The organism is Lysobacterales bacterium (assembly GCA_016703225.1).
Classification (GTDB): Bacteria; Pseudomonadota; Gammaproteobacteria; order Xanthomonadales; family Ahniellaceae; genus JADKHK01.
This window is the reverse complement of record JADJCM010000010.1, coordinates 76,817-101,616: the sequence shown is the minus strand read 5'-3', so window position 1 is coordinate 101,616 and position 24,800 is coordinate 76,817. Positions and strand designations below refer to the sequence as shown.

Annotated in this window: 21 protein-coding genes, 2 tRNA genes and 1 pseudogene; 7 read left to right on the top strand and 17 right to left on the bottom strand. The window is 65.5% G+C overall.

All coding sequences use genetic code 11. From position 1 onward, the window contains the following. Positions 1 to 35: 35 nt before the first annotated feature. Both IPG63_18920 and IPG63_18915 read right to left on the bottom strand, forming a co-directional pair. Positions 36 to 698, bottom strand: a pseudogene (locus tag IPG63_18920) (MBL fold metallo-hydrolase). A 9-nt stretch (positions 699 to 707) separates the two neighbouring features. Then, positions 708 to 1,451, bottom strand: a complete 744-nt coding sequence (locus IPG63_18915) for a 3-deoxy-D-manno-octulosonic acid kinase (GenBank protein MBK6729230.1) — start codon at positions 1,449 to 1,451, stop codon at positions 708 to 710. Positions 1,452 to 1,477: 26 nt separating this feature from the next. Here IPG63_18915 and IPG63_18910 point away from each other — a divergent pair, with 26 nt between their 5' ends. Continuing rightward, a complete protein-coding gene (locus tag IPG63_18910) occupies positions 1,478 to 2,524 on the top strand; it encodes a glycosyltransferase family 9 protein (protein ID MBK6729229.1) in 1,047 nt (348 codons plus the stop codon). A 91-nt stretch (positions 2,525 to 2,615) separates the two neighbouring features. Next, entirely contained in the window at positions 2,616 to 6,320 is a 3,705-nt protein-coding gene (locus tag IPG63_18905) for a hypothetical protein (protein ID MBK6729228.1), read from the top strand. Between the two features lie 72 nt (positions 6,321 to 6,392). Here IPG63_18905 and IPG63_18900 read toward each other — a convergent pair whose 3' ends face one another. Further along, positions 6,393 to 6,800, bottom strand: coding sequence for a hypothetical protein (locus tag IPG63_18900; GenBank protein ID MBK6729227.1), 408 nt, complete (start codon positions 6,798 to 6,800; stop codon positions 6,393 to 6,395). Positions 6,801 to 6,932: 132 nt separating this feature from the next. On the opposite strand from IPG63_18900, the gene IPG63_18895 reads away from it, so the two are divergent. Next, positions 6,933 to 7,022 (top strand) — tRNA-Ser (locus tag IPG63_18895). Positions 7,023 to 7,178: 156 nt separating this feature from the next. On the opposite strand, the gene IPG63_18890 is transcribed toward IPG63_18895, so the two are convergent. The 12 genes from IPG63_18890 to IPG63_18835 all read right to left on the bottom strand — a co-directional run bounded on the left by IPG63_18890 (position 7,179) and on the right by IPG63_18835 (position 17,489). Then, the gene (locus tag IPG63_18890; protein ID MBK6729226.1) at positions 7,179 to 7,649 is read right to left on the bottom strand and encodes a transposase; all 471 of its coding nucleotides are present in this window, start codon (positions 7,647 to 7,649) and stop codon (positions 7,179 to 7,181) included. Beyond that, positions 7,543 to 8,202 carry a transposase gene (locus IPG63_18885; GenBank protein ID MBK6729225.1) on the bottom strand — a complete coding sequence of 220 codons (660 nt, stop codon included), beginning with the start codon at positions 8,200 to 8,202 and terminating at the stop codon, positions 7,543 to 7,545. Before IPG63_18885 ends, IPG63_18890 begins: the two co-directional genes overlap by 107 nt. Positions 8,203 to 8,240: 38 nt before the next feature. Continuing rightward, positions 8,241 to 8,795 carry a transposase gene (locus tag IPG63_18880; protein MBK6729224.1) on the bottom strand — a complete coding sequence of 185 codons (555 nt, stop codon included), beginning with the start codon at positions 8,793 to 8,795 and terminating at the stop codon, positions 8,241 to 8,243. A gap of 83 nt (positions 8,796 to 8,878) precedes the next feature. Further along, positions 8,879 to 9,220 (bottom strand): hypothetical protein, encoded by a 342-nt coding sequence (locus IPG63_18875; GenBank protein MBK6729223.1) that lies wholly within the window; start codon positions 9,218 to 9,220, stop codon positions 8,879 to 8,881. 43 nt (positions 9,221 to 9,263) lie between these two features. Beyond that, positions 9,264 to 9,353 (bottom strand) — tRNA-Ser (locus IPG63_18870). 29 nt (positions 9,354 to 9,382) lie between these two features. After that, entirely contained in the window at positions 9,383 to 10,660 is a 1,278-nt protein-coding gene (gene serS / locus IPG63_18865; protein ID MBK6729222.1) for a serine--tRNA ligase, read from the bottom strand. Between the two features lie 64 nt (positions 10,661 to 10,724). Further along, positions 10,725 to 11,300: a hypothetical protein gene (locus IPG63_18860; GenBank protein MBK6729221.1), complete on the bottom strand. Its 576-nt coding sequence runs from the start codon at positions 11,298 to 11,300 to the stop codon at positions 10,725 to 10,727. Between the two features lie 58 nt (positions 11,301 to 11,358). After that, positions 11,359 to 11,748: a CrcB family protein gene (locus tag IPG63_18855; protein MBK6729220.1), complete on the bottom strand. Its 390-nt coding sequence runs from the start codon at positions 11,746 to 11,748 to the stop codon at positions 11,359 to 11,361. Then, on the bottom strand, positions 11,745 to 13,076 hold the full coding sequence (locus tag IPG63_18850; protein MBK6729219.1) for a replication-associated recombination protein A: 1,332 nt from the start codon (positions 13,074 to 13,076) through the stop codon (positions 11,745 to 11,747). The genes IPG63_18855 and IPG63_18850 overlap by 4 nt, the downstream gene beginning before the upstream one ends. Positions 13,077 to 13,085: 9 nt before the next feature. Further along, a complete protein-coding gene (benE, locus tag IPG63_18845) occupies positions 13,086 to 14,270 on the bottom strand; it encodes a benzoate/H(+) symporter BenE family transporter (protein ID MBK6729218.1) in 1,185 nt (394 codons plus the stop codon). Between the two features lie 60 nt (positions 14,271 to 14,330). Beyond that, a complete protein-coding gene (gene lolA / locus IPG63_18840; GenBank protein MBK6729217.1) occupies positions 14,331 to 14,972 on the bottom strand; it encodes an outer membrane lipoprotein chaperone LolA in 642 nt (213 codons plus the stop codon). A gap of 153 nt (positions 14,973 to 15,125) precedes the next feature. Next, positions 15,126 to 17,489 (bottom strand): DNA translocase FtsK 4TM domain-containing protein, encoded by a 2,364-nt coding sequence (locus IPG63_18835; GenBank protein ID MBK6729216.1) that lies wholly within the window; start codon positions 17,487 to 17,489, stop codon positions 15,126 to 15,128. 98 nt (positions 17,490 to 17,587) lie between these two features. On the opposite strand from IPG63_18835, the gene trxB reads away from it, so the two are divergent. The 4 genes from trxB to infA all read left to right on the top strand — a co-directional run bounded on the left by trxB (position 17,588) and on the right by infA (position 20,829). Beyond that, positions 17,588 to 18,547, top strand: a complete 960-nt coding sequence (trxB, locus tag IPG63_18830; protein MBK6729215.1) for a thioredoxin-disulfide reductase — start codon at positions 17,588 to 17,590, stop codon at positions 18,545 to 18,547. Between the two features lie 6 nt (positions 18,548 to 18,553). Then, entirely contained in the window at positions 18,554 to 19,699 is a 1,146-nt protein-coding gene (locus tag IPG63_18825) for a GNAT family N-acetyltransferase (GenBank protein ID MBK6729214.1), read from the top strand. Between the two features lie 106 nt (positions 19,700 to 19,805). After that, on the top strand, positions 19,806 to 20,534 hold the full coding sequence (locus IPG63_18820; protein MBK6729213.1) for a leucyl/phenylalanyl-tRNA--protein transferase: 729 nt from the start codon (positions 19,806 to 19,808) through the stop codon (positions 20,532 to 20,534). 76 nt (positions 20,535 to 20,610) lie between these two features. Continuing rightward, a complete protein-coding gene (gene infA, locus IPG63_18815; protein ID MBK6729212.1) occupies positions 20,611 to 20,829 on the top strand; it encodes a translation initiation factor IF-1 in 219 nt (72 codons plus the stop codon). 82 nt (positions 20,830 to 20,911) lie between these two features. Here the strand turns inward: infA and IPG63_18810 are convergent, their stop codons facing one another. After that, positions 20,912 to 22,417, bottom strand: coding sequence for a hypothetical protein (locus tag IPG63_18810; GenBank protein MBK6729211.1), 1,506 nt, complete (start codon positions 22,415 to 22,417; stop codon positions 20,912 to 20,914). Between the two features lie 86 nt (positions 22,418 to 22,503). Next, positions 22,504 to 24,798 carry an ATP-dependent Clp protease ATP-binding subunit ClpA gene (gene clpA / locus IPG63_18805; protein MBK6729210.1) on the bottom strand — a complete coding sequence of 765 codons (2,295 nt, stop codon included), beginning with the start codon at positions 24,796 to 24,798 and terminating at the stop codon, positions 22,504 to 22,506. Between the last annotated feature and the right edge of the window lie 2 nt (positions 24,799 to 24,800).

Here is a 24,800-nt window from a genome sequence, read left to right as displayed (position 1 = left end):
CCCCGCGGCCCGAGCTGCGCGGCTGCCGCCGCGTCGGCGTAGTGATAGACGAGCAGGCGCGCGCGCAACGCCAGCGGGTATTCGCGCAGCAGGTCATCAAGGCCCGCGTGCGAGGGATTGCCGACCAGGCCGCAGTCGTGCGCCACCTGCTCCGCAGCGTCGGCGTGCGCGGCCAAAAGTTCCGGGATCGGCCGGGTGTCGCCGGTGTAGACGAAGCTGCCGCGCAGGCCAAGCCCGAACGCCGTGCGCGGTAGGTGATGGCGCACCGCGAACACGTCGAACCAGAGCGCGTCGAGCCAGAAGCCGCGATCGACCGGGATCAGCTGGAAGGCATCCCAGAAATTCACCCCGCCCTCGGCCAACGGGCTCGGGTAGCTCGCTACCCGCTGCTGCAGGATCGGCACCAGTTCGGCCGCTGCGTACAGGCGGATGGCGCCGCGTGCGCCCGGGTCGAACCAGGCGCGGTAGAACAGGCGTTCCAGGCCACCGATGTGATCGAAATGGGCGTGCGTGATGAACAGCGCCCGCGGCAAGGCACCATAGCGCGTGAGGTAGGCGGTGAACGCCTCCGGTCCGCAATCGATCAGCAGCAGCGGCGCGCCATCGCGCTCGAGCACGGCCGCAGCGGAACCGAGTTCCACCGCCTGCGCATTGCCCACACCGAGAAAGCGCAGCGCCAGGCTGCCGTTCGTGTCCATCGCCGAAGTTTAGCGGGAGCCCGGATGACGATGCGTCGCCGCGTCGTAGGCACGATGCAATTCGCTCCAGGCCGGGCCGGATACGACTCCGCCATGGCCGAGCTTGCGCAACGAGCGCGCGAGGCGGTCGAGATTGCCCTGCAGCACGGTCGCAAACGGCGTCAACAGGCGCGCGCGATCGAAGTCGATGAGCAGCGCGCGACCATCACCGTCGTAGAGAATGTTGTGGGCATTCAGGTCGGCATGCCACAGCCCAACCGCATGGAATGCTCCGAGCAGCGTTCCGAGCGCAGCCCAGTCGATCGTTGCGCGATCGCCGACTTCGGCCAATCGCTCGGCCAGCGTGCGCGCGCCGACAATTTCGCGTGTCGCGAGGTCGGCACGATAACCGAGGCCAAACCGCTGATAGCGCGCGGCCACGACGACCGGCACCGGCAATCCGGCCGCCCGCAATTGTCGGGTGAGACGGAACTCGCGGAATGCGCGCGTCGACTCGGCGCCGGTCCAGAGGAACCAGTCGCGGCTCAGCTTCGCCGCGAAACCGCCACGGCGGTAATGGCGCAGCACGACGCGGCCACGCGCAGCCGCGACCACCCGGATTGCGCCGCGACCACGTCCCGCGAGGACCTCGCCTTCGGTCTCGAACAGCGCGACCGCGTCGGCGCGCGCGAGATCGGCGTCGCAGATCCAGCCGCTGCGTGTGTCGATGTGCACTCTCACGCCGGTCGGCGCGGTGCCCGTGGCATCATCCATGCCCGCAGTGTAACCAAGCCCGCAACGTGAGCGCAGCCGCATCCATCTGTATTTTCCGCCTGTCCGCACTGGGCGACGTGACCCACCTGCTGCCGCTGGTGCATCGCATCCGCCGGCATCAGCCGGACACCAGCATCACCTGGATCATCGGCCAGTTCGAGTCGAAGCTGGTCGGCGACCTGCCCGGCATCGAGTTCATTGCGATCGACAAGAAGCAGGGACTGCTCGCGGTGTGGCGCGAGTTGCGCGCGCGCCTGCACGGTCGTCACTTCGATGCGCTGCTGCTGTGCCAGCTGGCGGCGCGCGCGAATCTGCTCAGCACCGCCGTCCATGCGCGCCGACGCATCGGCTACGACACGACCAAGTCGAAGGAAGGACACGGCTGGTTCATCAACGAGCGCATCACCGCGGCCACGGGTCGGCATGTGCTCGACACGCTGTACCGCTTCGGCGACGCCCTCGGCCTGCCGGACGCGCCCAAGTGCTGGGACATCCCGGTGCCAGAGGAAGCGCGCGCCTTCGCCGAGCAGCAGCTGCCGGGTTCGCAGCCGACGCTGATCATCAGTCCCTGCTCCAGCCATGCACTGCGCAACTGGAATGTCGCCGGCTACGCGCGCGTCGCCGAGCACGCCATCCGTCGCCACGGCATGCGCGTGCTGCTGTGCGGCGGGCCGAGTGCGCTGGAACACGAGACCGGCGCGGCGATCGAGCGTGCCTGCGCCGAACCACTGCAGAACCTGATCGGCAAGGACACGCTCAAGCGCGCCTGCGCATTGTTCGGCCGTGCGGCGGCGTTGCTGACCCCCGATGCCGGTCCGATGCATATCGCCAACGCCATGGGCACACCGGTGCTCGGCTTGCACGCCGCCACCGACAGTACGCGCAGCGGCGCCTACTCCGACCTGCGCTGGACCGTGGACCGTTACGATGCGGCGGCACGCAAGTTCCTCGGCAAGCCCGCAGCCGACCTGCCCTGGGGCAAGCGTGTCGAGTTCCCGGGGGTGATGAACCTGATCGAGTCCGAGGTAGTGATCGAACGCCTTGATGCGTTGATCACGTATGCGGGCAAGTGATCTGCTGCAGCGCAACAAGCCTCGGTTGCCGCATCGCATTACGCTTTGTAACTTCAATCCCATCTTCCTCCTAACTATCGAGATTCGCCTGATGAACCGCCTCCGTTCCGCGACCCGCGCCCTGCAGTCGCTGCTTGCCGCGCTCGCCCTGATGCTTCCGCTGGTAGCGATGGCCCTGCCGCGCACCGATCCGCAACAACTGTGGCGCGACGTCGAGCGCAGCAGCGTGCCAGCCCGCGGCGAACGCTGGATCGAACCGCAAACCTACCGCGCGATGACGCTCGACTACGCTGCACTGCAAGCGCAGCTCGCGCGCGCGGGCGAGGCTGCGGCGGTCGAAATCACGCTGCCGGTGCCGGATGGCGGCTTTGCGCGATTCGCCGTGGTCGAGTCGCTGGTCGTCGAGCCCGCCCTGCTCGCCAAGTACCCGACACTGCGCACCTACGCCGGCAGCGGCATCGACGATGTCGCCGCCAGCGTGCGACTGGATGCGAGCCATCTCGGCTTCCACGCCCAGGTGCTCTCGCCCAGCGGCGATTTCCTGATCGACCCGCTGCAGACCCGCGACAACGAACACTACGCCGCGTACTACCGCCGCGACCACGTCGACGCCGACAAGCACTATCGCTGCGAAACCGACGACGCCGCCGTGGCCGCACTGCCCAAGCGCGCCGCGCCGGTGTTCGCCAAGGGCACGCCGAACACGATCGGACCCGCCTTGCGCACGCTGCGCCTGGCGATGGCAGCCACTTCAGCCTACACCAACACCTTCGGCGGCAGCGTCGCCGATGGCCTGGCCGGCCTGACGACGCTGGTCAACCGCCTCAATGGCGTCTACCAGCGCGATATCGGCGTGCGCCTGGTGCTGGTCGCCAACAACGACCTGATCGTATACACCACCGCCAACCCCGGTCCGCTGCCGGATCCGCCGAGCAACCACGGCCAGAACCAGAGCGTGATCGACGCTGCGATCGGATCGGCCAACTATGACCTCGGCCACGCCGTCGGCGGCGGCGGCAGCGGCGGCTCGATCTCCCCGCTCGGCAACGTCTGCACCAGCCAGAAAGCCCAGGGCTACACCGCGCTCAACCCGCCGCGCGGCGACATTTTCGACATCGACTACGTCGCCCACGAACTCGGGCACCAACTGGGCGCCAACCACACCTGGTTCGGCTGCGGAGGCGGCGGACAGTGGACCCAGACCTCGGCCATGGAACCCGGCAGCGGCTCGACCATCATGGCCTACGCCGGCATCTGCGCGGACGATCTGCAGCCGAACAGCGACGCCTACTTCCACGCGCGCAGCTTCACCCAGATCGTCACCCGCCTCGCGCTCGATGAGAGCGTGACCCCGCCGACCTGCGGCACCAACACCGCTACCGGCAACACCCCACCCTCGGTATCGGCGCCGGCGGCGATGACGATCCCGGAACAAACCCCATTCCAGCTGCGCGCCACCGCCAGCGACGGCGAAGGCGACACCCCGAGCTACAACTGGGAGCAGACCGACACCGGCAGCCCCAGCGCCGCGCCGAGCACAACTGGCGACAACGGCACCGCGCCGTTGTTCCGCTCGTACAACGCCACGCTGTCGCCGACCCGCGTGTTCCCGGCGATGGCCTACATCCTGGCCAACGCCAACGTACCGCCGTACAACATTCCCTGGCTGCCGGCCTCGGGCGCGGCGCCGTTCTACTCGGGCGAAATCCTGCCAAACCCGTCCGCCGGCACGCGCGTGATGAACTTCCGCGTCACCGTACGCGACAACCACGCCACCGGCGGCGGCGTCGCCTATGCCGCGAGCCAGGTCACGGCCACCTCGGCCGCGGGTCCGTTCGCGGTCGGCAACCTCGCGGGTCCGCTCACTGGCGGCAGCTCGCAGGCGGTCACCTGGACCGTGGCCAACACCACCGCGGCACCGGTCAGCACCAGCTCGGTCAACATCCTGATTTCGCTCGATGGCGGAGCAAGCTGGAGCACGCTCGCGGCAGCAACTGCGAATGACGGCAGCGAAACGGTGACCTTGCCGAACATCGCAACGACCCAGGCACGCATCCGCATCGAAGCCGCGAATGGCACCGGCGTCGGTGGCGGCAGCACCTGGTTCGACATCAGCGATAGCAACGTCACCATCACCGCCACCGGCTCGCCGATCACGCTCACTGCGGGCAGCCCGATCGTGACCCAGCAGGGTTCGCCGGCGCCCGCAGCAATCACCATCGCCACGCTCGCCGGCGGCGCCGCGCCGTTCACGCTGAGCGCGGCTGCGAATCCGAGCGTGCCCGAGATCGAAATGGTCGGGCTGTCACTGGTCGGTGCCAACGTGCAGGGTAGCGCTGCGGTGAGCTGCAAGCTCGCGGCCCCAAACCTGCCGAGCTATCGCATCTACCCGGCGGTGCTGACCGCGACCGACAGCGCCGGCCGCACCGGCTCGCTGGTGGTTCCGATCCATGTCAGCAACAACAGCATCCCGACGCTCGGCAGCTACGCCAATGCCGTGCTCGCCCCCAGTGCCAGCACCAGCGTCTCGCCAGCGGCCGGTCCGGCCGATGCCAACAACAACTTCAGCGCAGTCTCGGTCTCTCCGTCGACGCTGCCCGGCGGCGGCACCATCGCGATCAACCCGAGCACCGGCGAGGTGACCCTGACCACCACCGCCGGCACCACCCTCGGCAGCTACACCATCACCGTCACCGCCAGCGACAGCTGCGGCGCCGCCACCATCGAGCGCTTCACGCTGACCGTCGCCAGCAATGACCCGGTGCTGCAGTACAACGGCAACGCGGTCACCAGCGGCAACAACGTGATCGAACCGAACGAGTGCAATACGCTCGACGTCACCGTCGGCAATAGCGGCGGTGGCGGTGCGACGGCGGTGTCGGCGGTACTGTCCTCGGCCACGCCCGGCGTCCTCATCGACCAGGCCAACTCGCCCTACCCGAACCTCCCGGGAGGCGGAAGCGGGATCAACACCACGGCGTTCCAGATCAGCACCGACAACAGCGTCACCTGCGGCAGCACCATCAACCTGACGCAGACCATGGCCTTCACCGGCGGCACCGGCTCGGCCGTGTTGAACTTCGCGTTGCAGGTCGGGCAACCGCCGGCGACCAATTACTCGATTGCCAGCGACAACGGCGTTGGCACCATCAGCGGTGGCACCTTGGTCACCGGTAGCCGGGATGATGACGCGCGACTCGCTGTCAGCGCTTTCCCGGCGGGGTTCGCATTCAACATCTACGGCACTCCGGTGACCTCGCTCTACGCCAGCACCAACGGCGTGCTCTCGTTCAATGGCAATGGCGGTACCAGTAGCGCCGCCACGAACGCACCGCTGCCGACTGGCGAGTTCACCACCGCTTCGCTATTCGCACTGTGGGACGACCTGGACATGAGTGCGAGCGTCGCCACCGGCGGCGGCATCTACACCCAGGAAAACGGTGTCGCCCCGAACCGCAGCTTCGACATCGAATGGCGTGCCAAGCGCTACCAAAGCGGCGGCTCACTCGGCGCGCCGACGATGGTGTTCATGATCCGGCTGCATGAAACAACCAATTTGGTGGAGGTGTTCTACACCACGCTGACCGGCAACAACGGTGGCGCCAACGGCAGTTCGGCAACCGTCGGCATCCAGACGGTTGCACCGGTCGGCACCACGTTCACGCAGTTCTCATCGGATACGGCCTCGCTCAGCGCCGGCCAGCGCCTGTCCTACACGCGCGCCGCTGGCACCTGCAACCCGGGACCGGGCGTCTGCGCCAACCCGGACATCGTGTTCCGCGACGGATTCGAGTGAGTTTCATCGCGCGGGGTCGGGCCATCGCCCACCCCGCGCGGTACCGGCCTCGGTTATGCCGTCGGCTCGAACTCAACCCGCGCTCGGCACCCGGTAATCCTGGTAGCTCTTCTCTTCGACCAGCGCCGAACCGAGACGGAGGTTGATCTCACGCTTGAGTCGCGCACGCTCGTCGTTCTCGACGTAGACCGCGCGCGCCAGACGGATGAACTCGGCATCGAACTCCTGCTTCGACTCCTTGATGCGGATGTCGTCCTCGATCACCCACAGCCGCTCGTTCACTGCCTTCAGCGCCGCCAGCAGCTCGTCGATGTCGATCTTCGACTGCGTCGATTCGCCCCAGGTGCCACACAGTTCATCCAGTTCGCGCTGCACATTGGCGAGCTTGGCCGGATCGGACATTCGCTCCGACTTGATCCTCAGGATCGAGACCTTGTCCAGCAACTCGCCGAACGACACGGGAACAGCAATCAGGCCCATCACGATGACTCCGAAGGCGCGGCAGCGCGGAACGCTCACGCGCTGGCCACCGCAAGAAAAAGGTTGTCTGGGTGGTGTCGAATCCGTATGATTCGCGCCCTTCGCAGCCGCGACCCGCTGCGTGCATCATCCGGAGGGGTGGCAGAGTGGTCGATTGTACCTGATTCGAAATCAGGCGTCCGTGTAAGCGGACCGTGGGTTCGAATCCCACCCTCTCCGCCAAGTCCCGCAAGGGTTTCGACAGTCCCGGCCACGGCCGGGATTTTCGTTTCTGCTCTGCTCAGCGCCGTGTCCGCCACGCGTCACCCGCAGAACCTGAAGGCCGTCCCTGTGGCCAATGGCGCTTCCTTACTGACCGTCTCATAAAGAATGCAATGTTCAATGCAAAAAAATGGGCAAATCAGATTGCGTGACACAGCCTCGCATCACGCGTTGCGAGGCTCGGGTCTTTCGCAAGCTTGCAACCAGTGCATCACCAAGTTCCGAGATGCTGTCAGGCCGGCCGTTGGCCAGCGGATGCTTGATTGCATGCCACGCGGCTTCGATCGGGTTGAGTTCCGGCGCGTAGGCCGGCAATTTCTCCAGATGCAGCCGCGGATATTTGCGACAGAAGCCTTGCAGTGCCTTGGGGTTATGGATCGAGGCGCCATCCCAAACCACAAAGACATGGCCACGCAGATGCTTGAGCAGATACCAAAGGAAGTCTTCCACTTCATCAGCGGAGATATTCTTGGCGTGGGGCCTAAAGTAGAACCCGAGCCGCGTGCGCTGGGGGCTGATCGACAGGCCCCCGATCACCGAGATCCGGGCATGGTTGTAGCGGTGGCGAATAACCGGGGTCTGACCCACGAGTGCCCAAGTACGTCGAACAGTCGGAGTCAACATGAAGCCGGATTCGTCGACAAAGACGATGTGCGCACCCAGCCGCGCAGCGTTTTTTTACCTGCGGCCAGTCCTTGCGCTTCCACTCTTCAATGCGTGCTTCATCCCGCTCCAGTGCCCGGCGTTCGGGCTTCTGGCAACTGAAGCCAAAGTCATGCAGCAGGCGGGCGACGTGACTGCGGTGGAATTGAACCTTGCAACACTGCTGAATGACCGTCGCCACCCGGCTGGTGGTCCACAGTTCTGTGGTGAACCCGTTGGCCATGGCACCCTTCATCAGTCGCTTGATGATGCGCTGCTGCTGCGTGTGGGTCAGTGTCGGCGGTCGACCCGGCGTCGGACGCACCTTCAGCGCCTGACTGCCACCTTGTGTTCGAGCATCGCGCCAGCGCATCACGGAACTGGGTGCGGAGTCGATCATGCGGCCAACCTCAGCCAGCGAGTAACCTTGGTCCAGCAAGCGCAGCGCTTGGTGCCGCCGCGCTTCGATCAGTTCTGCCGATCCTGTTGGTCGTGCCACACCCGTACTCCTTCGTGGAACAGGTGTGCAGTATTGCATTATTTATGAGACAGGCAGTAAGCCACAGCGGCGCGTAACGTAGCTTGCTGCTTGACGATCCGGACCCTCGCGCGTTGCCTCGGCTCAGTCAGAAGTGCTCGTGGCTTGGGTCTTCGCTTGACCGCGCGGGGTTCGATTCGGCCCGGCCGATCCGGGATGCGCCAGTAGCTGATTTGCTGCAGCATCAGGAATCGCGCCGCAGCGCAGTTCTTCGTGGTCGCGTTGTTGCGGACATTGCTCTGGTACATCGCGGCGGCGCGGCGCGCGGCGGCGAAGCTGAGCTGGCGTAGGTCCAAACCTTCGGGACGCGCCGCTTCGCCCATGGCGACACGGATCAGGTTGTAGGCAAGCAAGTGCGCAGCGACTTCCTTGCGCACCATGTCCGGCGACTTGCAGCGCAGCACGTCCATCTCCATCACGCACTTGATGCTGCGGAAATCCAGTTCGATGTGCCAGCGCTGGGTGTAGAGCCAGGCAACCTCGTCGGCGGACACCTCGCTCGGGTCGCGCAGGCTGGTGACGATCAGCCGTTCACCATCGCGCACTTCACGCACACATCGCTTCCGGTACGGCATCGTATGTCGCCTGCGACATCCAACTCGGACGAGTTGGGCGCGACCACACCAGGAGGCGATCGTTACTCCCCAGCACTTCGCTGTAGGCGGAGGCATTCTTGCGTGCACCGTGTTCGCGCATCCCGTTTGCGCAGTTGCATCTCCGCAACAGTGGGATAGCGACCCAAGCTGCGCATCAATTCAGCCAACTGCCCAATAGCCGCTTCATCACTCGTACGCGGTTGCAAGGTGTTGGGTGTAAAGCCAGCTTCCACAACCGCATCGCTCCAGCGAGCCCAGAAGCGGCCCCTCCAATCCGACTCCTTGATGCCTGTTTCCTTCGCGAATCGGCCTTTGCCCAGCGCCGCGCCGCCATTGTCGGCGGCGGTGCGTCGAATCTCATCGAGGACGTGTTGCTTTTTCATGGGGCATCGGTCCGCTGGATCGGCAATCATCGAATTAACAAGGTGGCGGAGAGAGAGGGATTCGAACCCTCGGTAGGCTTACACCTACGGCAGTTTTCAAGACTGCTGCCTTAAACCGCTAGGCCATCTCTCCTAAAAAACTTCGAGCGCAATTCTAGCCGATCAAGCGATGCGTTCGGCGCCGCCCATGTACTTGCGCAGCGCTTCGGGGACGGTGATCGAGCCGTCTTCGTTCTGGTAGTTCTCGATCACCGCGATCATGGCGCGGCCGACGGCGACGCCGGAGCCGTTGAGCGTGTGCACGAGTTCGGGCTTGCCGGTTTCCGGGTTGCGGAAGCGGGCCTGCATGCGGCGTGCCTGAAAGCTCTCGCAGTTCGAGCAGGAGCTGATCTCGCGGTACTTGTTTTCCGAGGGCAGCCAGACTTCGAGGTCATAGGTCTTGGTGGCGCCGAAGCCCATGTCGCCGGTGCACAGCAGCATGCGCCGATACGGCAGACCGAGCTTCTCGAGCACGACTTCGGCGCAGCGCGTCATGCGTTCGTGCTCGTCGTAACTCTGCGCCGGCGTGGTGATGCTGACCAGTTCGACTTTCTCGAACTGGTGCTGGCGGATCATGCCGCGGGTGTCGCGACCGGCCGAACCGGCCTCGGCGCGGAAGCACATCGAATGCGCGGTCATGCGCAGCGGCAGTGTTTCGGCGGCAACGATCTCGTCGCGCACGATATTGGTCAGCGGCACTTCCGAGGTCGGGATCAGGTAACGCTTGTCCTCGCCCGCAGTCGCGAACAGGTCTTCCTCGAACTTGGGCAGCTGGCCGGTGCCGCGCATGCTGGCGGCGTTGACCATCAGCGGCACATTGGTTTCCAGGTACCCGTGTTCCTGCGTGTGCAGATCGAGCATGAACTGCGCGAGCGCACGATGCAGACGCGCCAGTTCGCCGCGCAGCACGGTGAATCGGGCGCCCGAGAGCTTGGCGGCCGTTTCCGCATCGAGCCAGCCCTTGCGCGCACCGAGATCGACATGGTCTTTCGGTGCGAAAGTGAACTGCTTCGGCGTACCCCAGCGATGTTGCTCGGCATTGCCGTGTTCGTCGCCACCCACCGGTACCGACTCGTGCGGGATGTTCGGCACGTTCAGCGCGAGCGCTTCGATCTCGGCCAGCAGTTCGGCCTGGCGTTGTTCGCCCGCCTTCAACTCGTCGCTGATGCTTGCGACCTCGGCCATCAGCGCCGCGGTGTCCTCGCCCTTGCCCTTGGCGATGCCGATCGCCTTCGAGCGCGTGTTGCGCAGGTTCTGCAATTCCTGGGTGCGCGTCTGGATGCGCTTGCGCTCACCCTCGACCGCCTCGAACGCGGCGACGTCGATCACGAAGCCGCGCTTGGCGCGCAGCAGCTCCGCGGTTTCGGCGAGTTTGTTGCGGAACAGGACCGGATCGAGCATGGCGAATCCCAACGAAAAGGCCGCGGATTATCGCCCGCGGCCCGGTCTTGCTCAATGTCGAAGATCAGGCGTTCGCGGGCTTCACCAGCTTGGCGATGATCAACCCGGCCAGCAGCCAGCCAACACCGTGTTCGAGCGCGCCGACCATCGCGAAGTTGCGCGGGAAGTAGTACCAGTTGAATTGCGGCACGGCGACCACCAGCCAGGCGAACAGGCCGATCAGGGTCGCGATGCCGACGCGTCGGCCGTAGCTGCCGGGCACCGCCCCGAGAACGACCGCAATCAGGAACGTGGCAAGCGTGGAAGTCAGCAGCTGGTGCAGGATCTGTGGCCCCATCGAGGCTGGGTCGCCTCGCAGGCCGTTCTCGCGGTAGATGACGAATGCGTAGGGGCCGACTTTGGCCTTCTCGGCCCAGGTCTTGAGCTTGGCCTCGTCGCCGTGATCGACCAGGTCCATGCCGGGCAGGAAGTAGATGCCATCGCCCTGCGTGAACTCGGCCTTCATCGCCGCCATCACCGCATCTTCCCCAGGCACGTGGTCCTTCATGTCGGCAGTGCCCCAGGGCAGCACCATGTGAAATACCGCGCCCCACATCCACACCACGATGCCCGCCAGCACCGCCGCCAGAATCTTGTTCATTGCCCTGCTCCTTCGCGCCCAACGCGCCGTGCCCGAGCTTCGGACCGGAAACGTGCGCTCAGTGTGAAAGCAGCCCCTGGCCGAGCTTCCAGCCGGCCGCGACCGCCAACACGCCGACCCCCACGTGCGCGAGCATCGTCAACGCGAACAAGTCGATGCGATTCGCGCGCAGCAACTGAAAGCCTTCGACGCCGAGCGCCGAGAACGTGGTCAGTCCACCCAGAAAGCCGACCATCAACAGGTTGCGCCACCACAAGGCATCGTGCAGGCGCGTGTCCAGCCAGACCAGCAGCAGTCCGGCAAGCAGGCAGCCGACCACATTCACCACGAAGGTCGCCGCCGGCAGGCCATACCAGCCATGGCGCACGAACAACAAATTGACGCCCCAGCGCATGCTCGCACCGAGCGCGCCACCGCCGGCGACTGCGAACAGGTTCGTCCAACTCATCGTTGCACCGCCTTAGCGCGTTCGGCGCGAATCTGCTCAAGTTTCTCGCGGATGCGCGCTTCGATGCCACTGCTGGTCGGCCGATACAGCTGGCGTTCGCCAAGTTCATCCGGGAAGCATTGCTGGCCGTAGGCGATGCCGCTTTCGAGATCGGGGTCGTACTGGTACTTCGCGCCGTAGCCGAGTTCCTTCATCAACTTGGTCGGCGCATTGCGCAATGCCAGCGGCACCGGCAAGGAACCGCTGTCGGCGACCAGCTTGCGCGCTGCACCGTAGGCGGCATACGCGGCATTGCTCTTCGGCGCCATCGCCAGATAGACCGCCATCATCGCCAGCGCGAGATCGCCCTCGGGGCTGCCCTGGCGTTCATAGGCTTCCCAGGCCGCAATCGTGCGTTCGAGTGCGGACGGATCGGCGAGCCCGACGTCCTCCACCGCCATGCGCACCAGGCGCCGCGCCAGGTAGGCGGGATCACAACCGCCATCGAACATGCGCGCGATCCAGTACAACGCCGCATCCGGGTTCGAGTTGCGCACCGACTTGTGCAGGGCCGAGATCTGGTCGTAGAAGGCCTCGCCGCCCTTGTCGAAGCGGCGCACGCGATCGGCCAGCACCTGGTCGAGCACACTCGTTTCGATGCGACCGCCTTCGGCCAGTTCGGCGGCAATCTCGAGCAAGGTCAGGCCGCGGCGCACGTCACCGTCGGCCGCACGGGCGATCTCGGCCAGCGCCTCGCCGTCGACCTGCAGGCCGAGTTCGCCGAGGCCGTGCTCGCGATCGGCGAGCGCATGCTGCAGCGCCTGCACGATCGCCGCGATCGAGACCGCATCGAGCACGTGCACGCGGCAGCGCGACAACAGCGCCGAATTCAACTCGAAGGACGGATTCTCGGTGGTGGCACCGACGAAGACGATGGTGCCGCGCTCGATATGCGGCAGGAACGCATCCTGCTGCGCCTTGTTGAATCGATGCACCTCGTCGACGAACAGCACCGTGCGCTTGCCCGCCGCAAAGTGCTGCGCAGCCTGCGCCAGCGCCGCGCGCACCTCGGCCAGCCCGCCGAGTACCGCCGAGATCGACAGGAACTCGGCCTCGGCATAACGCGCCAGCACCCGCGCCAGGCTGGTCTTGCCGCAACCCGGCGGCCCCCACAGGATCATCGAGTGCACCCGCCCCGACTCGATCGCCCGCCGGAACGCCGTCCCCACCGCCAGCAAGCGCTCCTGCCCGACAAAATCATCCAGCGCCCGCGGCCGCATCCGTTCCGCCAGCGGTTTCAGGGTTTCGGGTTCGGGCAGCAGATCAGATTGTGGAGTGAGTGATTTCATCGCGGCAGTCTACGTCTTCACGACGACAGCCGGTTCGCGCCAGCGCATCACGAACAACGCGAACACGCCGGCAACGAGCCCCCAGAATGCGGAGCCGATGCCACCGATCGCGATGCCGGACGCCGTGACCAGGAAGGTGATCAGCGCCGGCTCGCGTTCGCGTTCCTGCGCGAGCGCGGTGACGAGGCCATTCGCGATCGTGCCGAACAACGCGAGACCGGCAATCACACTGATCAGTTCCTTCGGGAACGCTGCAAACAGCGACGTGACAGTTGCGCCAAGCAACCCCACGATCAGATAGAACGCGCCGGCCGCGACCGCGGCAACGTAGCGTCGGCTCGGGTCTTCGTGCGCTTCGCGGCCGGTGCAGATCGCAGCCGTGATCGCAGCCAGGTTCAGCGCGAATGCGCCGAATGGCGCCAGCAGCAGGTTTGCGAATCCGGTCCAGCCGATGATTTGCGAAATCGGCGGATGGTAACCCGATGCGCGCAGCACGGTCACACCGGGCACGTTCTGCGACGCCATCGTCACGACGAACAGCGGCACGGCGATGCCGACGATTGCCGCCCACGAAAACTCGGGCGACACCCAGACGGGCACGGCAAGCCCGAGCTGCAATCGTTCGAACGCCAGCAAGTCGGATGCGGCGCAGAGCGCCAGCCCCAGCAAGAGTGTCACCAGAACCGCGTATCGCGGCTGCAGCCGCCGCATCACCAGATAGCCCACGAACATCGCCACGGCGAGCACGAACTGCGAGCGCATCGTCACGAATACCTCGAGTCCGAAACGCAGTAGCACGCCCGCGAGCATGCCGGCACCGATCGCTGGCGGAATCCGATGCAGCAATCGCTCGAACCAACCGCTGACGCCCGCAACCGTGATCAGCGCCGCCGAGACGACAAAGGCGCCGGTGGCTGCTTCGATCGACACGCCAGCGGCACTGGTGATCAACATCGCCGCGCCCGGCGTCGACCACGCGGTCACGACAGGCATGCGATAGCGCAGCGAAAGACCGATGCAGGTCACGCCCATGCCCAATCCGAGCGCCCACATCCATGACGCCGTCTGCGCAGCGTCGGCACCGAGCGCCTGCGCGGCCTGGAACACGATCACTGCGGAACTGGTGAAGCCGACCAGCACCGTGACGAAACCGGCGACGATCGCGGAAACCGAAAGGTCGCGAATCAAGTTCATGCGCGGAAGATACAACGCCGCCTCCATCCTTCAACGGCGGCGGGCGTGTCCGAGCACGCCTCAGCGCAGCGGAATGGCCTCGGCGGGCGTGACTGCCTCACCGATCACGTCGACGCCTTCCGGTGGCGTGAAGTGGAAGGTATCGGGAGCAAGCTTGGGGTTGCGTTGCCAGTTCGAGAAGCGCCACTCGGTGCGGTTGCCGAGCAGGTCTTCGAGTTCCATGCGCGCGGGGCCGGCTGCGTCGAAGCCGATCTGGATGCGCTTGAACGACGGCTCGTCCTCGCGCGACAGCATTGCCAGCCAGGACAGGCCATCGCGATCCTTGAGGTCTTGCACGACGTAGTCACGGTCGAGTTGGGACAGATCGACGAGCACGGTCAGCGGTGACTGCGATTCCTCGGTCGACTGGTTGCGCACCGTCACCTGGTCGAGATCCTGGTCGAAGATCCAGACGTTGTCGCCGTCGGCGACGATCAACTGCGGGAACGGCTCGGCGTATTGCCAGCGGAATTGGCGCGGCGCGGCCAGCGCCAGCGTGCCGCGCGACTCCTCCCGCACGCTGCCGTTGGCGTCCATGGTCGTCTGCGTGAACTCGCCGCGCAGCGCATCGAGGCCGTGCGCGAACGCTTCCAGACGCGCGCGCGCGTCGGCCGCGATCGCGATGTTCGAGAGCAGCAACAGGCACAACATCAGAAATCGCATCGAACTCTCCAATGAAAACGTGTAGGAGCGACCCCGGTCGCGACCGCAGGACCGAACCTTGCCACGTCGCCGGTCGCGACCGGGGTCGCTCCTACGGGCACGGAACAACCGTGTCGCCATCATGGGCATGCAGCACTGAACGGCCGTTGAGGCTCAATCCTTGGGCGGCGGCGGCGCCAGCACTTCGCGGTTGCCGTTGTGGCTGGGCGGGCTGACGATGCCGGCGGCCTCCATCTCTTCGACCATGCGCGCGGCGCGGTTGTAGCCGATCTTGAGCCGGCGCTGCACACCGGAGATCGATGCGCGCCGCGTCTCGGTGACGATGCGCACGGCCTGGTCGTAGAGGGCGTCGGACTCGCCGCCAGCGCCGTCGGGATCGGCCTCCGGCAGGCCGGTCGCACCGATCACCTGGCCATCGCCGAGCATCTGCACTTCGTCGAGCACGCCGGGAATGTAGTCGGGCTTGTTGGTCATCGAACGCAGGTGCTTGACCACGCGATGCACCTCGTCGTCGCTGACGAAGGCGCCGTGCACGCGTTCCGGCGTCGCCGTGCCGGGCGGCAGGTACAGCATGTCGCCGTGGCCGAGCAGGGACTCTGCGCCCATCTGGTCGAGGATGGTTCGCGAATCGATCTTGCTCGACACCTGGAACGCGATGCGGGTCGGGATGTTGGCCTTGATCAGGCCAGTGATGACGTCGACCGACGGCCGCTGCGTCGCCAGGATCAGATGGATGCCGGCGGCGCGCGCCTTCTGCGCGAGACGGGCGATCAGCTCTTCGACCTTCTTGCCGACGATCATCATCATGTCGGCAAATTCGTCGATGATCACGACGATGTACGGCAGTGTCTCCAGCGGCTCGGCCGACAGCTGCGGCATGTCCGGCACCGGCTTGAACAACGGATCGAGCAAAGGATGGCCGCTGCTCTCGGCGTCCTCGACCTTCTTGTTGAAACCGCCGAGGTTGCGCACACCGACCGCCGACATCAACTTGTAGCGCCGTTCCATCTCGCCGACGCACCAGCGCAGCCCGTTGGCGGCCTCCTTCATGTCGGTGACCACCGGCGCCAGCAGGTGCGGAATGCCCTGGTAGACCGAGAGTTCAAGCATCTTCGGATCGATCATCAGCATGCGCACATCCGAAGCGGTCGCCTTGTACAGCAGCGACAGCACCATCGCGTTCAGCGCCACCGACTTGCCGGAGCCGGTGGTGCCGGCGACCAGCAGATGCGGCATGCGGGCGAGATCGACCACGGTCGGGCGACCGCCGATGTCCTTGCCGAGCGCGAGCGCCAAGGGCGAGGCGATCTTGTCGTATTCCTTCGAGCGCAGGATCTCCGAGAGATAGACGATCTCGCGGTTCACGTTCGGGATTTCGAGGCCGATCACCGACTTGCCCGGGATCACATCGACCACGCGCACCGACTGCACGCTCAGGCCACGCGCGATGTCCTTGTCGAGGTTGCTGATCTGTCCACCGCGCACGCCCGGTGCCGGCTGCATCTCGAAACGCGTGATCACCGGACCAGGATACGCGCCGACGACCTGGGCATCGATCTTGAAGTCACGCAGCTTGAACTCGACCTGGCGCGACAGCGTCTCCAGCGTCTCCTCCGAATAGCCCTTGGGCTGCGGCTTGGGATCATCGAGCAACGACAGCGGCGGCAGCTCGCCCGCAGGCAGGGAGGTGAACAGCGGAATCTGCAATTCGCGCTCGGCGCGTTCGCTCTTCTCGACCACGGGCGTCGGTTGCTCGATCTTCAGCGGTTCGCGCTTGGCCTGCTTGACCTTCTCGACCTTGCGCACTTCCTCGCGCTCCTCACGCACCTCGCGTACTGCTCGCCGTTCCTCGCGCGTTTCCCAGAAGCCGCGCAGCTTGCCGATCACGCCCAGCACCAGATCGCCGATGCGCTCCATCAGCCGGAACCACGAGAGCCCGGTGAACAGGGTCAGCATCACCAGGAAAATCGTGAGCAGGAACAGGGTTGCACCGAGTTCGCCGGATGCTCCCTGCAATAGCTCGCCGAACAGGGCACCGACCACGCCACCGGCATTCGCCGGCAGCGGCGAGTTGGTCTCGAAGAAATGCAGGTGCGCGATTCCGGCGCCGCTCACGATCCAGCCGGCCGCACCGAGCAGCAGCCACGCGGAATCGTGCTTCGTGCCCGGCAGCGCCGTTTCGTCGCGGATCAGTCGCCACGCGATCGCGGCCAGCATCAGCGGAAACGCGAAGGCCATGCCGCCGAAAAAGTACAGCGACAGGTCGGCGATCCAGGCGCCGACGCCGCCGCCGAGGTTGCGCACCGGCGCATCCGAGCCGGCGTGCGACCAGCCCGGATCGCCCGGGTGATAGGTGTACAGGCAGACGCCGAGGTAGACGATCAGCGGGATCAGCATCAGCACCGCGGCTTCGCGGATGCGCTGCTCCCACACCGACGGTTCGACCCCTGCGGGCTGCTCCTTGCTGCTCTTCGTCACGTCTTTCCGATCGGTTGGGGATCGCCGGCGCTGCACCATGCGGCGGCGAACCGAGGCTTGATATCGATGCCCTGCGCCCGCATGCTGCGCGTTCCGCGCCGAACGCCGGCACCTGCAAAATCACAACGGAATCATACATGAGCGCATCCAAGCACAGCCGCCTGCTGATCCTCGGCTCCGGTCCGGCCGGCTACACTGCGGCGGTCTATGCCGCGCGCGCCAACCTCAAGCCCGTGCTGATCACCGGCATTGCCCAGGGCGGCCAGCTGATGACCACCACCGAGGTCGACAATTGGCCCGGCGATGCCCACGGACTGATGGGCCCGGACCTGATGGCGCGCATGCAGGCGCATGCCGAGCGCTTCGGCACCGAGATCGTGTTCGACCACATTCACACAGCGGAACTGGGCGCGCGGCCGTTCCGGCTGGTCGGCGACAACGCCGAGTACACCGCCGATGCGCTGATCATCGCCACCGGTGCGACCGCGAAGTACCTCGGCCTGCCCTCCGAGGAAGCGTTCAAGGGCAAGGGCGTGTCGGCCTGCGCGACTTGCGACGGCTTCTTCTACCGTGACCAGGACGTGGCCGTGATCGGCGGTGGCAACACCGCGGTCGAGGAAGCCCTGTACCTGTCGAACATCTGCCGCAAGGTCTCGCTGGTGCACCGCCGCGCCAGCTTCAAGGCCGAGAAGATCATGATCGACAAGCTGCACGAGAAGGTCGCGGCCGGCAAGATCGAACTGGTGCTCGAGCACACGCTGGACGAGGTGCTCGGCGACGAATCTGGCGTCACCGGCATGCGCGTGCGCCATGTCGACACCAGCGCCACCCGCGAAATCCCGCTGATGGGCGTGTTCATCGCGATCGGGCATTCGCCGAACACGCAGCTGTTCGATGGCCAGCTGGAGATGCGCAACGGCTATCTCCGCATCCGCACCGGCCTCGAAGGCGGCGCCACCGCCACCAGCATTCCCGGCGTGTTCGCCGCTGGCGACGTCGCCGACCAGGTCTATCGCCAGGCCATCACCTCGGCCGGCTTCGGCTGCATGGCCGCGCTCGATGCCGAGAAGTACCTGGACCACGTCGCCCAGGGCTGACTTGAGGTGACCATCGCCGCGCGCTGGCTCGATCGCATCGCAGCCGTGCCGGCAGCGCACTGGGACGCACTGCGCGGCGACGACCATCCCTTCGTCGCGCACGCATTCCTCGATGCCATCGAACAAAGCGGCAGCCTGCGCCGTGAACTGGGCTGGTGCGCCGAACACCTGACGCTGTGGCGCGGCGACGAACTGGTCGCCGCCGCTCCGACCTGGCGCAAGGCCAATTCGCACGGCGAGTTCGTGTTCGACTTCGCCATTGCCGACGCTTACGAGCGCAGTCTTGGCGACTACTACCCGAAGCGCCTGGTGGCGGTGCCCTACTCGCCGGTCAGCGGACCGAGGCTGCTGGCGCACGGCGCAGACGACCGCCGCGCACTGGTCGATGCATTGGCTGCGGACGTGCACGAGCGCCGCTGGTCATCAGCGCATGTGAACTTCCTGCCCGAGTCCGAATGCGCGGCGTTCGCCGACGACTGGCTGCCGCGCTTTGACTGGCAGTTCCACTGGCACAACCGCGGCTATCGCGACTTCGCCGATTTTCTCGCGGCGCTTGAGGCAAAGAAGCGCAAGAACATCCGCCAGGAGCGAGCGCGGCTCGTGCGCGAAGGCTGGCGCTTCGAGCGCCGACAGGGCCACCAGATCGACCCGCCCCTGCTCGATTTCCTGCACCGCTGCTATGCACGGACCTTTGCCGACAAGGGCAACACCGCGGCGCTGACGCCGGCGTTCTTCGCACGAATCTGCGCAGCGTTGCCGCAGCAGACGCTCGCAGTCATCGGCTATCGCCGCGACGAACCACTCGCGTGCGCGTTTCTGCTGCAGGACTCGACCACGCTGTACGGCCGCTACTGGGGCTGCATCGAGGATGCCCCGGGACTGCACTTCGAGACCTGCTACTACCAGGGAATCGAACATGCGATCGCGCAGCGGCTGCAGCACTTCGAGCCAGGCGCCGGCGGCGAACATAAGATCGCGCGCGGCTTCCTGCCGGTACGCACGCATTCGCGGCATTACTTCGCCCACCCCGGATTCCGCGCCGCGATTGCCGACTACCTGCGGCGCGAGGCGGTGCAGCTGGAGCGCTATCGCGAGATGGTCATGAAGCACTCGCCGTACGGCGAGCACCGAGCCGCGAAAGCGTCCGGCTGAAGCCGGACCCACAGGAGCGAAAGCGTCCGTGCTCTTGTGGGTTCGGCTTCAGCCGGACGTTTTTCCTCCGCGAGCCCGAACCGCCACGCTGCGACATACTTGGACCATGATCCGCATCCCGATCCTGCCGCGCGCGCCGCTGCTGCCGTTTCCGCCGGTCGAACAGGCGTTGGACGAGCCCAACGGCCTGCTTTGCGCCGGCGGCGACCTCAGCCCGGAACGCCTGCTGCTCGCCTATCGCAACGGCATCTTTCCCTGGTTCAACGATGGCGAACCGATCCTGTGGTGGTCGCCCGACCCGCGCGCGGTGTTCGACCTCGCAAGCACACGCGCGAACGCGCGTTTTCGCCGCTTCGCACGGTCCTGCCCATGGACCCTGCGCATCGACCGCGACTTCGTCTCCGTGATCGATGCTTGCGCTGCACCGCGCAGCTACGCCGAGGGAACCTGGATCACCGCGGCAATGCGCGACGCCTACCTGCAACTGCACGAACTCGGACACGCGCACTGCATCGCCGTGCACGACGGCGGGGATCTGGTCGGCGGCCTCTATGGCATTGCCATCGGCCGGGTGTTTTGCGGCGAGTCGATGTTCTCGCGCCGTCCCAACGCTTCCAAGCTGGCGCTGTTCGCACTCGCCGCGTGGCTGCGCACCGCCGGCTTCGTCTGGCTCGACGGCCAGGTCGAATCCGGTCATCTGACGCGGCTCGGCGCGCACACGATGGCGCGCACGGATTTCGTTGCGGGACTCTCGCAGCACGGCACGCAGCCCCCCGCAAACCCGCGCTGGACGGTCGAATTCGGCCTCAGGTCCACGTCGGAACTGACTCTCTGAACGACGCAAGCGTTGACACTCGGGGCTTCCGTGTCAGAATCCGCGCCCCTTAGAACCCCTTTTTCCGCGGGAACGCATGTCCAAAGACGATCAGATCGAGATGGAAGGCACGGTTGCCGAGACGCTGCCGAACACGATGTTCCGCGTCAAACTCGACAACGGCCACATCATCACGGCACACATCTCCGGACGCATGCGCAAGAACTACATCCGCATTCTCACCGGCGACAAGGTCAAGGTCGAAATGACCCCCTACGACCTCACCAAGGGCCGCATCACCTACCGCATGAAGTGATGCCTGCCTGCACCGAGTAGCAAAACGCCGCGATCACTCGCGGCGTTTTTCATTGGCGGACCCGAACCTCAGGGAGTGGCGATCAGCGCGACGGTCGATCGCGATCGCGCACCAACGCCTTGTCCACCGGCTGCATGCGCTTGTCGACGATCAGAGCAGGTGTGCCTGGCGGCAGCATCTGCAAGGACTTCAGAAACTCCACGACCTCGTCCTGCCGCGGCCTGGCAAGTGCAGCGAAAGCGTTGCGCGCGGCGCGACCTTCGCCACCGTGCGCGAGAATGGCTTCTGTGATCGTGGTCAAGTCGCCCCGGTGGCCGTAGGGAGCGGAATTGCCGACGTCCCAGAGCTTGCGCGTCAGGAACGATTCGGTGGGAATGCCGCCCTGAACAACGAGTTCGTTGCAGAAGTGACGGATCTCGGCGTCGCATAGGTTGTGGCGCTTCAGATCCGTGTAGGCACGCACGATCGCCCCGCCATCCGGTGTCGCTTCCAGGCGCGGAAGCTCGCCTTCGCTGCTGAGGTCGAAACGGAAGATTCCGGTCACGTCGCCAGGCGCGAGGTTTCCGGATGGATTGAACGGATTGGGTTCATCGAAGTAGCGCGAGTCGAGTTGCATCTCCGGCACGTGGCAACCCGAACAGCCGACGCCGCTGAAGGTCTGTTCGCCGCGGATGATGGCGCGCAACGACGGCACGTCATCCGGCAGCACCTGGCCCGGCGTGGCCAGGGCCGCCTGGTAGATGGTGGCGGCGGTGATGTCACCGACGCTGAGTTCGCTCGCGACGCCATCCTGATCGAAGTCGTTGCTGCCGGTGCGCGCTGGCCCGAAGCGCTCCTCCGACTGCATGCCATGGTGATGGTTCATGGCGTTGTTGGTGAACTCGCGCAGCGAAATCACCGCGCCCTTCTGGTGGAAGGGGCGGATGATCAAGTCGGCATTGACGCCAGCGACGCCGGTGGTGTCGACACTGCCGTCGGGCTTGGCGACCAGCGAACCGAAGCGGACGTTCTTGCTCGCAAGCGCGCGCGTGACGTTCTGGCCAGTCTGGGCCGCCAGGGCGATGGCGCTGCTGCGCTGCGCCTGGATCTCGACGGTCATCTCGCGGGCGAGCATCTCGATCGCGCCCGAGCCCTGCATGCCGAGCGTATTGCGCTCGTTGCTCTGGTTCGGCGAAACCGACTCGGTGACCGGGTCCAGCGTTTGCGCCAGCACGAAGACATTGGCAACGATGTCGCCGGCAGCGCCGACGAAGGGATCATTGTGGCAACCGGCGCAGGAATTCGCGTCCGGTGCCGAGGTGCGGATGAACCGGGGGGCAGATCCGGGTACGCGCGCAGCGCCGCCGCCGGTGGTCGCGGGCCGGCTCTGGCCGTCGTGGGTGTTGAACTTGGCGACGAAAAGACCGTGGCCATGGTCGAACACTTCCTGGAAATCGACCTGTCCGTGTTCGATCCTGGATTGATCGAGGTGCGTGCTGAGCACCGGTCCATCGCCAATGGCCAACGCCGGCCCGACGAACGCCAGGCCGATCAGTGCCGCCAGCCGAGCTTGATGCGCGTTCCGGTTTGCTTGTACGAGATGTCGCATGGATCCCCTCCTTCAAGAGAAGGCTGAGGATCCCGGTTCGGCTGTGAAAACGATTTTCACAAACGGTGACTGCGCGGATGGGCGGGTCAGGAGGTGGCTTCGGCCGGCTCCGGCGGGGCCTTGGCCGGCTCCTCCGGGGCACAGTCGAGTACGAGCTTGTTGTCGCGCACGGCGACGTCGACGCGACCGCCCTCGGCGAGCTTGCCGAACAACAACTCGTCGGCAAGCGGCCGCTTGATGCTGTCCTGAATGATGCGCGCCATCGGCCGCGCGCCCATCATCGGGTCGAAGCCGTTCTCGGCCAGCCAGCGCCGCGCGTCGGCACCGACCGACAGCGACACTCGCTTCTCGTGCAACTGCGCCTCCAGTTCGATCAGGAACTTGTCGACCACGCGCAGAATGTGCTCCATGTCCAGCGGCTTGAACTGGATGATGGCGTCGATGCGATTGCGGAACTCCGGCGTGAATGCCTTCTTCAGGATCTCCATGGCATCGGTGGAATGGTCCTGGTGCACGAAGCCGATGGTGCGCCGAGCCGCCTGTGCGGCGCCAACATTGGTGGTCATCACCAGCACCACGTTCTTGAAATTGGCCTCGCGACCGTTGGTGTCGGTGAGGATGCCGCGGTCCATCACCTGCAGCAGGATGTTGAACACATCCGGGTGTGCCTTCTCGATCTCGTCGAGCAGCACCACCGCGTGCGGGTGCTTGGTCACCGCCTCGGTGAGCAGGCCGCCCTGGTCGAAGCCGACGTAACCCGGCGGTGCGCCGATCAGGCGCGAGACCGAATGCGCTTCCATGTATTCGCTCATGTCGAAGCGGATCAGTTCGATGCCGAGTTGCATCGCCAACTGGCGCGTCACTTCGGTCTTGCCGACGCCGGTCGGCCCGGTGAACAGAAACGCTCCGATCGGCTTGGCCGGATTGGCCAGGCCGGAGCGCGCCATCTTGATCGCTGCAGCGAGCGAGTCGATCGCGTCTTCCTGCCCGAACACGACCATTTTCAGGTTGCGGTCGAGGTTGCGCAGCACTTCGCGGTCGGAGACCGATACCTGCTTGGGCGGGATGCGCGCCATCTTGGCGATGATGTATTCGATCTCTGGCACATCGACCGTGGTCTTGCGATCCGCGTCGGGCACCAGTCGCTGGCGCGCCCCGGCTTCGTCGATCACGTCGATCGCCTTGTCCGGCAGCAAGCGGTCGCCGATGTGGCGCACGGAGAGATCCACCGCCGCCTTCAACGCGTCCGGCGTGTACTCGATCTGGTGGAACTCCTCGAAGCGCGATTTCAGGCCCTTGAGGATTTCGAGCGTGTCGGCGATGGTCGGCTCGACCACGTCGATCTTCTGGAAGCGGCGAGCAAGCGCGCGGTCCTTCTCGAAAATCTGGCGGAATTCCTGGAAGGTGGTCGAGCCGATGCAGCGCATTTCACCCGAGGTCAGCGCCGGCTTGATCAGGTTGGACGCGTCCATGGTGCCGCCCGAAGCCGACCCGGCACCGATGATGGTGTGAATCTCGTCGATGAACAGCACCGAGTTCGGTTCCTTCTTCAGCTCGACGATCACCGCTTTCAGGCGCTTCTCGAAATCGCCGCGATACTTGGTGCCCGCGACCAGCGCGCCGAGGTCGAGCGAGTAGATCACCGCGTCCTTGAGCACCGCCGGCACGTTGCCCTCGACGATGCGCCGCGCCAGGCCTTCGGCGATCGCGGTCTTGCCGACCCCGGCCTCGCCGACGAACAGCGGGTTGTTCTTGCGCCGGCGGCAGAGCACCTGGATGGTGCGCTCAACCTCGTCCTGGCGACCGATCAGCGGGTCGATCTTGCCAGCGCGCGCGAGCTCGTTGAGATTGACGGTGAACTCGCTGAGCGGGTTGCCCTTGCTCTCGTCATTGCCCTCGGCCTCGGGCTTGACCGCATCGGCAGCTTCGCCCGGCTTTGGCTCGTGGCCGATCTTGGCGATCTTGTGCGAGATGAAGTTGACCACGTCTAGGCGCGAGATTTCCTGTTGATTGAGGAAATACACCGCGTGCGAATCCTTCTCGCCGAAGATCGCCACCAGCACGTTGGCCCCGGTGACTTCGGAGCGCCCACTAGACTGCACGTGATAGACGGCGCGCTGCAACACGCGCTGGAAGCCGAGCGTCGGCTGGGTGTCGCGGGTGTCGCCGCTCGGCAGCACCGGCACGGTCTCGGCGATGATGCTGCGGATATCGGTCGCGAGCTTCTTGAAGTCAGCGCCACACGCACGCAATACCGAAGCTGCGGACGGGTTTTCGAGCAGCGCCGCCAGCAGATGCTCGACCGTCATGAACTCGTGGCGGCGTTCGCGCGCGTCCTTGTAGCACTGCGCCAGGGTTTGCTCGAGGTCCTTGCTGAACATGT